The organism is Aeromonas sp. 2HA2, assembly GCF_029237345.1.
In the GTDB taxonomy this organism is placed as follows: domain Bacteria; phylum Pseudomonadota; class Gammaproteobacteria; order Enterobacterales; family Aeromonadaceae; genus Aeromonas; species Aeromonas salmonicida.
On sequence record NZ_JAACGB010000015.1, the window covers coordinates 113970 to 126476 of the forward strand.

13 protein-coding genes are annotated in these 12507 nt (G+C 58.7%); 7 read left to right on the forward strand and 6 right to left on the reverse strand.

Annotated elements, in window-relative coordinates:
• The first annotated feature begins 2 nt into the window (after window positions 1-2).
• Window positions 3-2666, forward strand: a complete 2664-nt coding sequence (locus GWQ29_RS17865; RefSeq protein ID WP_275919979.1) for a beta-N-acetylhexosaminidase — start codon at window positions 3-5, stop codon at window positions 2664-2666.
• 347 nt (window positions 2667-3013) lie between these two features.
• A complete protein-coding gene (glnS, locus tag GWQ29_RS17870; RefSeq protein WP_021137911.1) occupies window positions 3014-4675 on the forward strand; it encodes a glutamine--tRNA ligase in 1662 nt (553 codons plus the stop codon).
• A 111-nt stretch (window positions 4676-4786) separates the two neighbouring features.
• Here glnS and fur read toward each other — a convergent pair whose 3' ends face one another.
• Window positions 4787-5218, reverse strand: coding sequence for a ferric iron uptake transcriptional regulator (gene fur, locus GWQ29_RS17875; RefSeq protein WP_021137910.1), 432 nt, complete (start codon window positions 5216-5218; stop codon window positions 4787-4789).
• Between the two features lie 244 nt (window positions 5219-5462).
• Between fur and GWQ29_RS17880 the strand changes: the two genes are divergently transcribed.
• Window positions 5463-5936, forward strand: a complete 474-nt coding sequence (locus GWQ29_RS17880; protein ID WP_181455321.1) for a DUF4442 domain-containing protein — start codon at window positions 5463-5465, stop codon at window positions 5934-5936.
• Between the two features lie 71 nt (window positions 5937-6007).
• Here the strand turns inward: GWQ29_RS17880 and fldA are convergent, their stop codons facing one another.
• Genes fldA through GWQ29_RS17900 form a run of 4 tightly spaced genes read right to left on the reverse strand, consistent with a single transcriptional unit; the run spans window position 6008 to window position 7930 of the window.
• Complete coding sequence (fldA, locus tag GWQ29_RS17885; protein WP_017412672.1) at window positions 6008-6532, reverse strand: flavodoxin FldA; 525 nt, start codon at window positions 6530-6532, stop codon at window positions 6008-6010.
• 39 nt (window positions 6533-6571) lie between these two features.
• Complete coding sequence (gene ybfE / locus GWQ29_RS17890; protein ID WP_005309699.1) at window positions 6572-6868, reverse strand: LexA regulated protein; 297 nt, start codon at window positions 6866-6868, stop codon at window positions 6572-6574.
• Between the two features lie 20 nt (window positions 6869-6888).
• A complete protein-coding gene (locus GWQ29_RS17895; protein ID WP_005309702.1) occupies window positions 6889-7110 on the reverse strand; it encodes a DUF2788 domain-containing protein in 222 nt (73 codons plus the stop codon).
• Between the two features lie 55 nt (window positions 7111-7165).
• Complete coding sequence (locus GWQ29_RS17900) at window positions 7166-7930, reverse strand: alpha/beta fold hydrolase (RefSeq protein WP_275919984.1); 765 nt, start codon at window positions 7928-7930, stop codon at window positions 7166-7168.
• Between the two features lie 289 nt (window positions 7931-8219).
• Here GWQ29_RS17900 and seqA point away from each other — a divergent pair, with 289 nt between their 5' ends.
• Entirely contained in the window at window positions 8220-8729 is a 510-nt protein-coding gene (seqA, locus tag GWQ29_RS17905) for a replication initiation negative regulator SeqA (RefSeq protein WP_021137907.1), read from the forward strand.
• Window positions 8730-8786: 57 nt separating this feature from the next.
• Window positions 8787-10436 (forward strand): phosphoglucomutase (alpha-D-glucose-1,6-bisphosphate-dependent), encoded by a 1650-nt coding sequence (pgm, locus tag GWQ29_RS17910; RefSeq protein ID WP_275919980.1) that lies wholly within the window; start codon window positions 8787-8789, stop codon window positions 10434-10436.
• Between the two features lie 111 nt (window positions 10437-10547).
• On the opposite strand, the gene GWQ29_RS17915 is transcribed toward pgm, so the two are convergent.
• Window positions 10548-11441: an EamA family transporter gene (locus GWQ29_RS17915; protein ID WP_021137905.1), complete on the reverse strand. Its 894-nt coding sequence runs from the start codon at window positions 11439-11441 to the stop codon at window positions 10548-10550.
• Between the two features lie 94 nt (window positions 11442-11535).
• Here GWQ29_RS17915 and GWQ29_RS17920 point away from each other — a divergent pair, with 94 nt between their 5' ends.
• Both GWQ29_RS17920 and GWQ29_RS17925 read left to right on the forward strand, forming a co-directional pair.
• Window positions 11536-12018 carry a MarR family transcriptional regulator gene (locus GWQ29_RS17920; protein WP_275919981.1) on the forward strand — a complete coding sequence of 161 codons (483 nt, stop codon included), beginning with the start codon at window positions 11536-11538 and terminating at the stop codon, window positions 12016-12018.
• Between the two features lie 104 nt (window positions 12019-12122).
• The coding region (locus GWQ29_RS17925; RefSeq protein ID WP_275919982.1) for a transposase domain-containing protein at window positions 12123-12507 on the forward strand (385 nt) is incomplete at its 3' end.

Below are 12507 nucleotides of genomic sequence, written 5' to 3' on the forward strand. Positions count from 1 at the left end.
TTATGAACTTGAAACATTCTCTGTTAGCCATTGCCATGTCTACGATTTTTGTCAGCCAGGTACAGGCAGCCGATGCCGCCAAGCAAGCCGTGGTCGACTCCCTTGCCAGCAACCTGGTGGTCAAGTACGAAGTCGTCACCAACGACGGTGCCGGTGCCGGCCTCGATTGCCAGGCGCTGGGTTCCGAGTGGGCGAGCTGTGGCGTGGCCAAGCTGCACCTGACCAATACAGGTGCTGACGTGACCTCCAAGGATTGGGGTATTTATGTCTCTTCCATCCGCCGTATCCAGCGCGTCGACAACGACCAGTTCACCATCACCCATCTGACCGGCGACCTCTATCGTTTGACGCCAACCGAGCAGTTTAAGGGCTTTGCCAAGGATGCCACGGTCGAAGTGCCGCTGGTGGTGGAATACTGGGTATTGTTCGAATCTGACATCATGCCAAGCTGGTATGTGGCTGCCGACGGCGCCGAGCCCAAGGTGATTGCCAGCATGAGCAACATCGACGACGCCAGCACCTACGAGAAGCCGATGCCGGCCGATGGCTGGAAGCGAACCAAGGATGACAACAACATCCTGATGAACAGCGAGACCCGTTTCGATGCCAACCTGACCAGCAGCCTGCTGCCAGCCAGCAAGATTGATGATCAGATACTGCCGACCCCGCTCAAGCAAGTGATCAAATCGGGTCCGCAAGTGGACTTCTCCAGCATCAAGCTCAACGCGCTGGACTTGCCAAGCGATCGCGCCGAAGCCCTGAAGGCTCAACTGACCAAGCTGGGTGTTACCCTCTCCGACACCGGCTATCCAGTGACCATCAAGCTCGGCAGCAAGCTCAAGCAGGCCGAAGGTTATGACATGACTATCGGCAAGCAGGGTACTGTGATCCAGGGGCACGACATCGAGGGTGCCTTCTGGGGCGCGCAATCCCTGCTCTCCCTGCTGGGGGTGAACGACAAGCTGGTGAGCCAGATGAGCGTCGAGGATGCGCCGCGTTTTGAATACCGCGGCATGCAGACCGACGTGGCCCGTCACTTCCGTAGCCTCGAAACCATGAAGAAGCTGGTTGACCAGATGTCAGCCATGAAGCTCAACAAGTTGCACCTGGGGCTGACCAACGATGAAGGCTGGCGTCTGGAGATCCCGGGTCTGCCTGAGCTGACGGACGTAGGCAGCCAGCGTTGCCACGATCTGTCTGAAACCAAGTGCCTGATGCCGCAGCTGGGTTCCGGCCCGACCAGCGACAACCAGGGTTCCGGTTTCTACAGCAAGTCCGACTACATCGATTTGGTGCGTTATGCCAAGGCCCGTGGTGTCACCGTCATCCCCGAGATCAACATGCCGGCGCACGCCCGTGCTGCCGTGGTCTCCATGGAAGCGCGTTACCAGCGTCTGATGAGCGAGGGCAAAGAGGCCGAAGCCAACCAGTTCCGTCTGACGGATCCGGCGGATACCTCCAACGTCACCTCGGTGCAGTTCTACGACAAGATGTCCTTCATCAACCCTTGCCAGCCGGGTGCAGCCACCTTCGTGAGCAAGGTGATGGATGAAGTGGCCCAGATGCACCAGGCCGCCGGTCAGCCGTTGACCGCCTGGCATTACGGTGGTGACGAGGCGAAGAACATCATGCAGGGCGGTGGCTATCAGGATCCGGCCGTTACCCAGAAAGCCGATCTTGTCGCCTGGAAGGGCAACGTCGACTCCAGCAAGCAGGACAAGCCGTTCGGCAAATCGCCGGTCTGCCAGAAGATGATCGAGGATGGCAAGATCAAGGACGTGGCCGAGCTGCCGGTTTACTTCGCCAAGGAAGTGAGCGAGCTGGCGAAAGAGCGTGGCTTCTCCACCCTGCAGGCATGGGAAGATGGCCTCAAGTACGCCAATAGCGCCAAGGATTTCGCCACCGACAAGACAGTGGTCAACTTCTGGGAAACCCTCTACTGGGGTGGCTTCAACGAAGCGATGAAGTGGGCGCACAAGGGTTATGACGTTGTGCTCTCCAACCCGGATTACCTCTACTTCGACTTCCCGAATGAGGTACACCCGGCCGAGCGTGGCTACTACTGGGCAACCCGTTTCAATGACACCCGCAAGGTGTTCGCCTTTGCCCCGGAAAACCTGCCGCAGAACGCCGAGACCTCGGTTGACCGCGACGGCAACGCCTTCGTGGCCAAGGGGGACCAGGATCCGGTCAAGTTCCGCGGTATCTCCGGTCAGCAGTGGAGTGAAACCGTGCGAACCGATGCCCAGTACGAGTACATGGTCTACCCGCGTATCTTCTCCGTGGCCGAGCGTGCCTGGCACAAAGGTGGCTTCGAGCTGAACTATGTGAAGGGCCGCGAGTTCTCCGGCGAGACCAAGCATGTCAACAAGTCCACCCTCAATAAAGAGTGGAACCAGTTCGCCAACCTGCTGGGTCAGCGCGTGCTGCCGAAGCTGGATCAGGCTGGTGTTGAATACCGCCTCTCAGTACCGGGCGCCAAGGTCATCAATGGCAAGCTTGAAGCGAACGTGGATCTGCCGGGCTTGCCCATCCAGTACAGCCTGGACGGCAGCACCTGGACTGCCTACGACGCCGCGGCCAAGCCGAGCGTGACCGGCAAGGTCTACCTGCGTACCACCAGTTTCGATGGCCAGCGCACCAGTCGTGTCACCGAGCTGAACTGATAGCAGCCAACCGCTAACACTAGGCGGGTCGCAAGACCCGCCTTTCCCAAGGCCGACACTGCATCGGGTTTGGGAAAGGTTGACTGTGCGTGTGAGCCTTTGTTGTGTGTGTGTATTGTCTGTTTTTGTTTTTCATCACCTTGAACCCCGCCCAGTGCGGGGTCTTTTTTATCCGTCATGGCATTCGGCTGGGGGGCACGTGCCGTTTTGGCCTGCCCGCGCCCCGAATTGGGTAAATTCAGGTTGAGACAGGGCGCGTAATGAGGGATCATAACCGGCTTGATGGCGGGGGGATGAGGGTGCCAGCCGGCACAACTTCCGCCAGTGACGCATTTTTGAGGTGAGCCATGAGTCAGGCGAACAGCCCAACTAACTTTATTCGTCAGATCATTGATGAAGATCTGGCCAGCGGTAAGCACAACCACGTGCATACCCGTTTTCCGCCCGAGCCGAACGGTTATCTGCATATCGGCCACGCCAAGTCAATCTGTCTGAACTTTGGCATCGCCCGTGACTATCAGGGCCAGTGCAACCTGCGTTTCGATGACACCAACCCGGTGAAAGAAGACATCGAGTACGTGGAGTCCATCAAGCAGGACGTGCAGTGGCTCGGCTTCCAGTGGAGCGGCGAGATCTGCTACTCCTCCGACTATTTCGACAAGCTGCACGGCTACGCCATCGAGCTTATCGAAAAGGGTCTGGCCTATGTGGACGAGCTCTCTGCGGAGCAGATGCGCGAGTACCGCGGCACCCTGACCGAGGCCGGCAAGAACAGCCCGTTCCGCGATCGTCCTGTGGCCGAGAACCTGGCGCTGTTTGCCAAGATGAAGAACGGCGAGTTTGCCGAAGGCACCGCTTGCCTGCGTGCCAAGATCGACATGGCGTCCCCCTTCATGGTGATGCGCGATCCGGTTATCTATCGCATCAAGTTTGCCCACCATCACCAGACCGGTGACAAGTGGTGCATCTATCCCATGTACGACTTCACCCACTGCATCTCGGACGCGCTGGAAGGGATCACCCACTCCATCTGTACCCTGGAGTTCCAGGACAACCGTCGTCTGTACGACTGGGTGCTGGACAACATCACCATCGACTGCCACCCGCGTCAGTACGAGTTCTCTCGTCTGAACCTCGAATACACCGTCATGTCCAAGCGCAAGCTGAACCTGCTGGTGACCGAGAAGCACGTGGATGGCTGGGACGATCCGCGCATGCTGACCGTTTCCGGTCTGCGTCGTCGTGGCTACACCTCTGCCTCCATCCGCGAGTTCTGCAAGCGCATTGGCGTGACCAAGCAGGACAACATAGTCGAGATGAGCATGCTGGAAGCCTGCATCCGTGACGATCTCAACGAGAACGCACCGCGCGCCATGGCCGTGCTGCATCCGGTGAAGGTGGTCATCGAGAACCTGGCGGCCGACGAGGTGCTGACCGCACCGGCGCACCCGAACAACGCCGAGATGGGTACCCGTGAACTGAACTTTACCCGCGAGATCTTCATCGACGAAGCGGACTTCAAAGAAGAAGCGAACAAGCAGTTCAAACGACTGGTGCTGGGCAAGGAAGTGCGCCTGCGCAACGCCTATGTGATCAAGGCCGAGCGGGTCGAGAAGGATGCGGATGGCAAGGTGACCTGCATCTACTGCTCCTACGATCCCGAGACCCTGGGCAAGGATCCGGCGGATGGTCGCAAGGTGAAGGGGGTGATCCACTGGGTCAGCGCCACTCACTCCCTGCCGGCCGAGATCCGTCTCTACGATCGTCTGTTCAAGATGCCGAACCCGGGTGCCGAGGATGACTTCGAAGGGGCACTCAATCCGGATTCGCTGGTGATCATCGAAGGCGCCCGCGTCGAGGCTTCCCTCAAGGACGCCAAGCCGGAGTTTGCCTACCAGTTCGAGCGCGAAGGATACTTCTGCGCCGACAACAAGCTCTCCAGCGCCGAGCACCTGGTGTTCAACCGCACCGTGGCCCTGCGTGACGTCTGGGGCAAGGCCGAGGCCTGATGGCCAAAGCCTGACAAGCAGAGGGCAGGGGAGACCCTGCCGCTCTTGTCCAGATTACGGATGCAAAAAAGCCAGCGTTATGCTGGCTTTTTTATTGACCGGTGCAAGCGTCTATGAATCTTCGTGCTTGCAGTCGCCATTGGCGCAGTGGCCGTACAGATAGAGGCTGTGATTGGTCAGGCGAATGTTGTGATGCTTGGCGATATCGCGCTGGCGCTGCTCGATCACCTCATCGGAAAACTCGATCACCTTGCCACAATCGAGGCAGACCAGGTGGTCGTGGTGTTCCTGGGTGGCCAGCTCGAATACCGACTTGCCACCTTCGAAGTGGTGACGGGTAACAATACCGGCATCATCAAACTGGTTGAGAACGCGATATACGGTAGCGAGACCAATCTCTTCACCCTGGTCGATCAGTCGTTTGTACAGATCTTCCGCACTGGTGTGCTGGCAATCCGGCTGTTGCAGGATTTCCAGAATTTTGACGCGGGGCAAGGTGATCTTGAGCCCGGCCTTTTTTAACGCTTGGTTGTTGTCTGCCATATTCTACTTATTCGCATTCTCGAAGGTGTGGTTATTCTGATTGACTGCCGCTGGAATGGCAACCACGAACTCGCTTGGCCTGTCATTATAGGTCGTAGCCAACCTAAAAATAAACCCAGTAATTCAAGGGCTTTAGCGCAAAGTCCGCCATCTGGCCGAATTGATCAAATCCTGTCGCCGGCTTGCTCAGCGGACGAATGTTGATAAGATGTAACCTTCTTCACTGTCTGGTCGGATGAGATCCATGGATTGGCTTTTTGACAACGCGGCCTGGGTGCGGCGCGCCCTCAACGCCTGGCCTCCCTTCTGGGGCGCCGGCATCAAGATAGAAACCCTGAGTGATGACTTCCGTTTTTGCCGGGTGACGTTGAAGTCACGCTGGTGGAACAAGAACGCCAACCGGACCCAGTTTGGCGGCAGCATGTTTGCGATGACGGATCCCATCTATCCGCTGATGCTGATGGGCTATTTCAAGAACCGCTATTACGTCTGGGACAAGGCGGGCAGCATCAATTACATCAAGCCGGGCAAGGGCAAGCTGGTGGCCGAGTTCAACCTGACCGACGGCAAGCTTGCCGAGATTGCGGCGGCGACCGAGGGGGGCAACAAGCACTTCCCCGAGTTCGAGGTCACGGTGCAGGACAAGAGTGGCGAGCTGGTGGCCCAGGTCAAACGCACCCTCTATGTGCGTGCCAAACCCGAGCACAGAGGTGGCTGAAAAGATCGGATCGCAAAAACAACAAGGGCCCCGTCGGGGCCCTTGTTGTCAGAGGTAGCTGGCTTGCCGGATCACTCCAGCTCGGCCAGGCACATCTCTTCATGCAGCTGCTTGCACCAGCCCTTGACGCGCTCGGCGGTCAGTTCCGGCTGGCGATCTTCGTCGATACCCAGACCCACGAAGTGCTTGTCATCCACCACAGCCTTGGAGGCTTCAAACTCGTAACCGGCGGTTGGCCAGTTGCCGATGATGATGGCGCCTTTGGCTTCGACGATGTCACGCAGTGTGCCCATGGCGTCGAGGAAGTACTCGGCATAGTCTTCCTGATCGCCGCATCCGAAGATGGCAACCAGCTTGTTGGTGAAGTCGATCTCTTCCAGCTCGGGGAAGAAGTCATCCCAATCGGCTTGGGCTTCGCCGTAATACCAAGTCGGGATACCGAACATCAGCAGATCGAAGCTGTCGATGTCGGCCTTGCTGCTCTTGGCAATGTCACGGACTTCAATCAGTTGTTTGCCCAGTTCTTTCTGGATCATCTTGGCGACAGCTTCGGTATTACCGGTATCGCTGCCGAAAAACAGACCTACACTAGCCATAGTGTTTAGTTACCCGTATCTGGTGTTAATGCTTAACGGTCAGATTGCGATGCCTGCTGCGAAAGCAGACTCAATCTGTTGCTTCAGGATAGATTGGATCAGCTCGGCTCGGCTGACGTTCTGTTGTAACGCAAGTTGGTTCAGGCGCTCCAGCAACTCGGCCTCCACCTTTAACTCGACCCGTTTCAAACCGTTCTCGCGATCGCGCTTAAGCTGGTTGCGCTTGTTGATCTTGAGTTGGGTCTCACGGGGGAGTGGATTGGTCTTTGGCCTGCCGGGGCGCTTCTCATTTGCGAACAGATCCAGTGTTGTTCGATCAGTTTGCTGTTTGGCCATACATCACAGATGAAAATAAGTTAGCCGATCCCTGAGCCTTCCCAGCCCAATTCGATCAGCCCCTTGGCGACAAAACCCGCGCAACCCAGACAGAGTACCAACCAGACGATGACTCGACCAAAACGGGGCACGTTGCCGCGTTTGAGTACGTCGTGAATGGCCAGGCCAATCAATATGAAAATGGCCAGCAAGAATAACTTCAGGCCTAGACTCTCAATCAGATCGATATGTTCACTTAGCATGGATTGCGCACACTCCTTATGACGGGCGCACTATATCACAAAGGATTTGAAACTGTTAACCGCCTGTCGACAGGAAATCCACAACCAATTTGTTGAACAAAACCGGCTTTTCGGCGTGCAGCCAGTGGCCTGTTCCGGCGATGACGCGCGCCTTTGCCGCCGGAAATTGTGCCATCACAGTGTCGGTATATTGGGGCTGCATATAGTCCGAATCGCCGCCCTTGATAAAGAGTGTCGGCCCTTCGAATCGATGCTGGTTGTCGGGCCAGCCCATGATGTTGGCGTAATTGCGCTCAAGGGCCGCTACGTTGAAACGCCAGCCCCAACCGGACTCTCCCTTGGCGAAGGATTTGAGCAGGAACTGGCGTACGCCGGCGATCTCGATGTGCTCGGCCAAAATGGCCTCTGCCTCGCTGCGGCTCTGCACTGGCTGGCGCAGGGTGGCGTTGAGACTGGCGAACACATTCTGATGGCGGGAGTGGGGATAGGCGACAGGGGCTATGTCGGCCACCACCAGCCTTGCGACCCGGGCGGGAGCCTGCTTGGCCAGTTGCATGGCGACCTTGCCGCCCATGGAGTGACCGACCAGGGATACCTGATCCAGGGCCAGGGTATCGAGCAGGGCGAGCACGTCGGCAGCCTGCTGGGGATAGCTCATCTCATCGCTGTGAAAAGAGGCGCCGTGGTTGCGCAGATCCACGCTGATGACGCGATAGTGTTCGCTCAGGGTGCGTGCCAGCAGCCCCAGGTTGTCCAGGCTGCCGAACAGACCGTGGATCAGCACAACGGCCGGGCCCTGGCCCTGTTCCTTGAAGTTCAATAATGGGTTTTGTTGCAAAATGACACCTTGTCGGTCGTGGGCTTTTTTGCCTGATTTTTAACACACTGAAAGAAAAGGATTTCATTCCTTGAGGGTCATTTTTTTGTGGTTTTTTTTCAAAAAAAATGACCCTGGATGCGCTATCAGTGCGGAGGATCACACACTTGGCCCCGTATTATGCCGTATTCTCGATGAGATTCATGCACATCTGCCAGCCCTTGGCTTGGGCTGCCGGGTTTGCCTATGTATAATCGCCGCATCCGAATTTCGACGAGTCCAGCGCATCCCTATGAAAACCATCGAGCTTGATGACGATCTCTACTTCTATATCGCCAGCCAGACCCGGCACATTGGTGAGAGTGCCTCCGATATCCTGCGCCGTCTGCTGGAACAGCCCACGCACATAACAGTGCCGGTTGCCGAGCCTGTGGACCTCCCCCAGCCGAGCGTCGCCACCGATGCCATGGGGCTGCAGGCCCTGCTCGACTCTGGCGAGCTGCAAAAAGAAGAGAAGTCCATCAACCGCTTCATGCAGGTGCTCAGTACCCTCTATCGGGATAATCCGGTCGGGTTTACCCAGGCCACCGAAATCAAGGGGCGCAAGCGCGTCTATTTCTCGCGGGATCCCGAGGCACTGCGTGCCAGCGGCAGCACCACCAAGCCCAAGCCGGTGCCGGATACCCCGTTCTGGGTGATCAGCAATACCAATACCAGTCGCAAGCAGAACATGGTGGCCCAGATGATGGCCAGCATGGGCTACGACGAGGCGCTGATCGCCCAGGTAAGCAGCGCGATTTAACGGTTCATCAAGTTCAGGCCTTGCCCGGCAAGGCCGCCATCAAGCAAGGATAACGCCATGGCTCAGCATTCCCACGCCGGTCAGCCGGCTCGTTTAAGTGACCTGACCAACATTCCCCGTCTGGTCAGCGCCTACTACCTCAACAAGCCTGACATGAGCCGCCCCGAGCAGCGGGTGGCCTTCGGCACCTCCGGCCACCGTGGCAGTGCCTTGCACAATGCCTTTACCGAATCTCACATCCTGGCGGTAACCCAGGCGCTGGTGGAGTATCGCCAGCAGGCCGGTATCACGGGCCCGCTGTTTGTCGGTATGGATACTCACGCCCTGTCTGAATCCGCCTTTGCCAGCGCGGTGGAAGTGCTGGCGGCCAACGGCGTCGAGACTCGCATTCAGGCTGGTATGGGCTTCACGCCGACGCCGGTCATCTCTCACGCCATCCTGCGCCACAACGCTTGTAAACCCGCTGTGCGCGCTGACGGTGTGGTGATCACCCCGTCCCACAATCCGCCGGAAGATGGCGGCTTCAAGTACAACCCGCCCCACGGTGGCCCCGCCGAAGGTGAGATCACCAAGTGGGTGGAAGACAGGGCCAATGCCATTCTGGAAGCCGGTCTGGCCGGCGTGAAACGCATGCCATTCGCCGATGCCCTCAAGAGCCCCTTCGTGGTTGAGCACGACTATGTCACCCCCTATGTGGACGACCTGAAAAACGTGCTGGATCTGGAAGCCATCAAGAAAGCGGGCATCAAGATAGGTGTGGATCCGCTGGGCGGCTCAGGCGTCGCCTACTGGGACGTCATCGCCAAGACCTATGGTCTGAACATCGAGGTGGTCAACTATCGTGTCGACCCAACCTTCTCCTTCATGACCCTGGATAAAGACGGCAAGATCCGGATGGATTGCTCCAGTCCGTTTGCCATGGCGGGCCTGATTGCCCTCAAGGACAAGTTCGACATCGCCCTTGGCAACGACCCTGACTACGACCGTCACGGCATCGTCACCAAGGCGGGTCTGATGAACCCGAACCACTATCTGGCGGTGGCGATCCAGTATCTGTTTACCCATCGCACCGGCTGGCCCAAAGCGGCTGCCGTCGGCAAGACGCTGGTCTCCTCTTCGATGATCGACCGGGTTGCCGGCGAGATTGGCCGTACCCTGAAAGAGGTGCCGGTCGGCTTCAAGTGGTTCGTGGATGGCCTCTACAGCGGCGAGTTTGGTTTTGGTGGCGAGGAGAGCGCAGGCGCCTCCTTCCTGCGTAAAGACGGCACCGTCTGGACCACCGACAAGGATGGCTTCATTCTGGCGCTGCTGGCGGCCGAAATTCTGGCGGTCACCGGCAAGGATCCCCAGGTGCATTACGATGCACTGGAAGCCAAATTCGGCCGCTCCAGCTACCGCCGTATCGATGCCCCTGCCAACAGCGCGCAAAAAGCCGTGCTCTCCAAGCTGGATCCGGCACTGGTCGAAGCCTCTACTCTGGCCGGTGAGCCCATCATTGCCAAGCTGACCCGCGCACCGGGCAACGATGCCGCCATCGGTGGCCTCAAGGTGGTGACCGAGAACGGCTGGTTCGCGGCGCGTCCCTCCGGTACCGAGTCCATCTACAAGATCTACATGGAGAGCTTCAAGGGCGAGGCACACCTGGATCTTATCCAGCAAGAAGCCCAGCAGATTGTCTCTGCTGCGCTGGCCAAGGCGGGCGTCTGACCCATGCCGTTGGCGGGCTGAATTGAACATCGGATAGATAGCAAGAGGAGCCACGGCGGCTCCTCTTTTTTATGGTTCTTTTTCTCGGTTCAGGGGTTTCCCTGCCCGGCCTCAGGCCTTGTCATCGGTGATCGCCGCCCCGGCGATATTCGCCCTGCGGGCTTGCCAGCGCTTGAAGAAGGAGCGCGCCGGCAACTTCATCAGAAACAGGGAGAGCAGGATCACTCCTATGCCGAGCCACTGCCGGCCATCCAGGGTTTCACCGACCATCAGCACGCCCAGGGAGACCGCCACCATGGGGTTGGTGAGGGCCAGCATGCCCATTACCTCGGGGCCATGACGCTTGAGCCCCCACAGCCAGGCCCAGTAGGCCAGCGCCGTGTTGAGCAAAATGAGCCAGACAAGCCCGGGTGCTGCAGCTGGTTGGGGCAGTGGCATGGGGCCGGCCAGCCACCAGGCGAGCGGGATCAGCATCAGGCCGCCGAGCAGCAGTTGCCAGGCGGTGAGGGCCAGCAGATCGCTCACCGGCCAGCGCTGCATCCAGCGGCTGGATTGGCCGATCAGCAGGGTTGCCAGCAGGGCGCATGTCACGCCTATGGGATCCAGATTGGCGGAGGGATTGAGCAGCAGCAAGACACCGGCGAGCCCCATCAGCCCCAGCAGCAACCACTTCAGGGTTGGCCGCGTGCCATCCTGCAACCAGGCCAGCAGCATGAGTACCAGCGGCAGTGTGGCCCCGAGCGTGCCTGCCACTGCCCCCGGTAGCCGGAAGGCAGCCACAAACAGCAGGGCAAAGAAGGCGGCTATGTTGCAAAACGCCAGCAGGAACTGCTTGCCCCAGGGCAGGGGCGGTAGACGCGGATGCAGCAACAACAGGAGCAGCCCGGCCGGCAGCGCCCGCCACACGGCCACCCAGTAGGGGGAGTAGTCAGTCAGGTAGAGGCTGACGACGGCATAGGTACTGCCCCATAGCAGGGGGGCCAGCAAGGCAATCAGCAGTGGCATGGCTTATCTCTTTATAAAGTATCTTTTTGTGAAGATAACTTAGTCTCAAATTGGTTTACTATCAAGTATCTCGATAAAAAGATAAGTGACCAAGATGGACAGTGATCATGTAGATATGCTGCTGGCCCAGTGGGCCCGGCAAAGACCGGATCTCGACTGCTCTCCCATGGGGGTGCTGGGTCGGGTGGCGCGCATGGCGGCGATCGCCGGCCGTGAGGTGAGCGAAGAGCTCAAGACGTGCGGCCTGCTGGGCAGCGACTTCGATATTCTGGCGACCCTGCGCCGGGCCGGTGAGCCGCTGACGCCGACCGCGCTCTATCAAGCCGCCATGTTGAGCTCCGGGGCCATGACGGCCCGGCTCGACAAGCTGGCAGAGCGTGGCCTGATCGAGCGACAGGCGGCGCCGAGCGACAGGCGCAGCCTGCTGGTCTGCCTGACTGCGTCTGGGCGCGAACTGGTCGATCGGGCCGTCGAGCAACATGTGGCGAACGAGCGGCGTTTGCTGGCGCCACTGACCGAGGTTGAACAGGCTCAGTTGGCTGCCCTGCTCAAACGCTGGTTGCTGGAAAACGAGTAATAAAAACGGGCCCGTTGGGCTAATGCCGATCAGTTAAGGATCCATTGACCGATCCTGCTGATGTGTAAAAATCCGAAACCTGTTGATTTGGTTTCGGATTTTTTATGCGTATCGAACAGGCCCTCGACTTCCTTCACGCCAGCAATGCTGCCCAGTTTGAGTCACTCTCCGATCTCATTCCCAACGAGCTCATCACTACCCTGCTCGCCGAAGAGGGCGTCGCTACCCTGCGCCGTCGCCGCATGCCCATGGAGCGTCTGGTCTGGGCCATCATCGGCATGGCCATGTTCCGCCACGTCCCCATGACCCAGCTGGTCAATCAGCTCGATATCCTCTTGCCCGGTGACCGCCCCTTTGTCGCCCCCAGCGCCTTCCTGCAAGCTTGCCAAAAGCTTGGCCACAAGAGCATTGAGCGGCTGTTTCACGAAACCGCCACAGGCTGGCACCAGCAGGCCAATCACCCCGGCTGGGCCGGGCTGCAACTGCTCG

Bases quoted from the DNA above. Each gene is read 5' to 3' on its own strand.
- GWQ29_RS17865 (WP_275919979.1), top strand. From the start codon at position 3: ATGAACTTGAAACATTCTCTGTTAGCCATTGCCATGTCTACGATTTTT.
- glnS (WP_021137911.1), top strand. From the start codon at position 3,014: ATGAGTCAGGCGAACAGCCCAACTAACTTTATTCGTCAGATCATTGAT.
- fur (WP_021137910.1), bottom strand. From the start codon at position 5,218: ATGGCAGACAACAACCAAGCGTTAAAAAAGGCCGGGCTCAAGATCACC.
- GWQ29_RS17880 (WP_181455321.1), top strand. From the start codon at position 5,463: ATGGATTGGCTTTTTGACAACGCGGCCTGGGTGCGGCGCGCCCTCAAC.
- fldA (WP_017412672.1), bottom strand. From the start codon at position 6,532: ATGGCTAGTGTAGGTCTGTTTTTCGGCAGCGATACCGGTAATACCGAA.
- ybfE (WP_005309699.1), bottom strand. From the start codon at position 6,868: ATGGCCAAACAGCAAACTGATCGAACAACACTGGATCTGTTCGCAAAT.
- GWQ29_RS17895 (WP_005309702.1), bottom strand. From the start codon at position 7,110: ATGCTAAGTGAACATATCGATCTGATTGAGAGTCTAGGCCTGAAGTTA.
- seqA (WP_021137907.1), top strand. From the start codon at position 8,220: ATGAAAACCATCGAGCTTGATGACGATCTCTACTTCTATATCGCCAGC.
- pgm (WP_275919980.1), top strand. From the start codon at position 8,787: ATGGCTCAGCATTCCCACGCCGGTCAGCCGGCTCGTTTAAGTGACCTG.
- GWQ29_RS17915 (WP_021137905.1), bottom strand. From the start codon at position 11,441: ATGCCACTGCTGATTGCCTTGCTGGCCCCCCTGCTATGGGGCAGTACC.
- GWQ29_RS17920 (WP_275919981.1), top strand. From the start codon at position 11,536: ATGGACAGTGATCATGTAGATATGCTGCTGGCCCAGTGGGCCCGGCAA.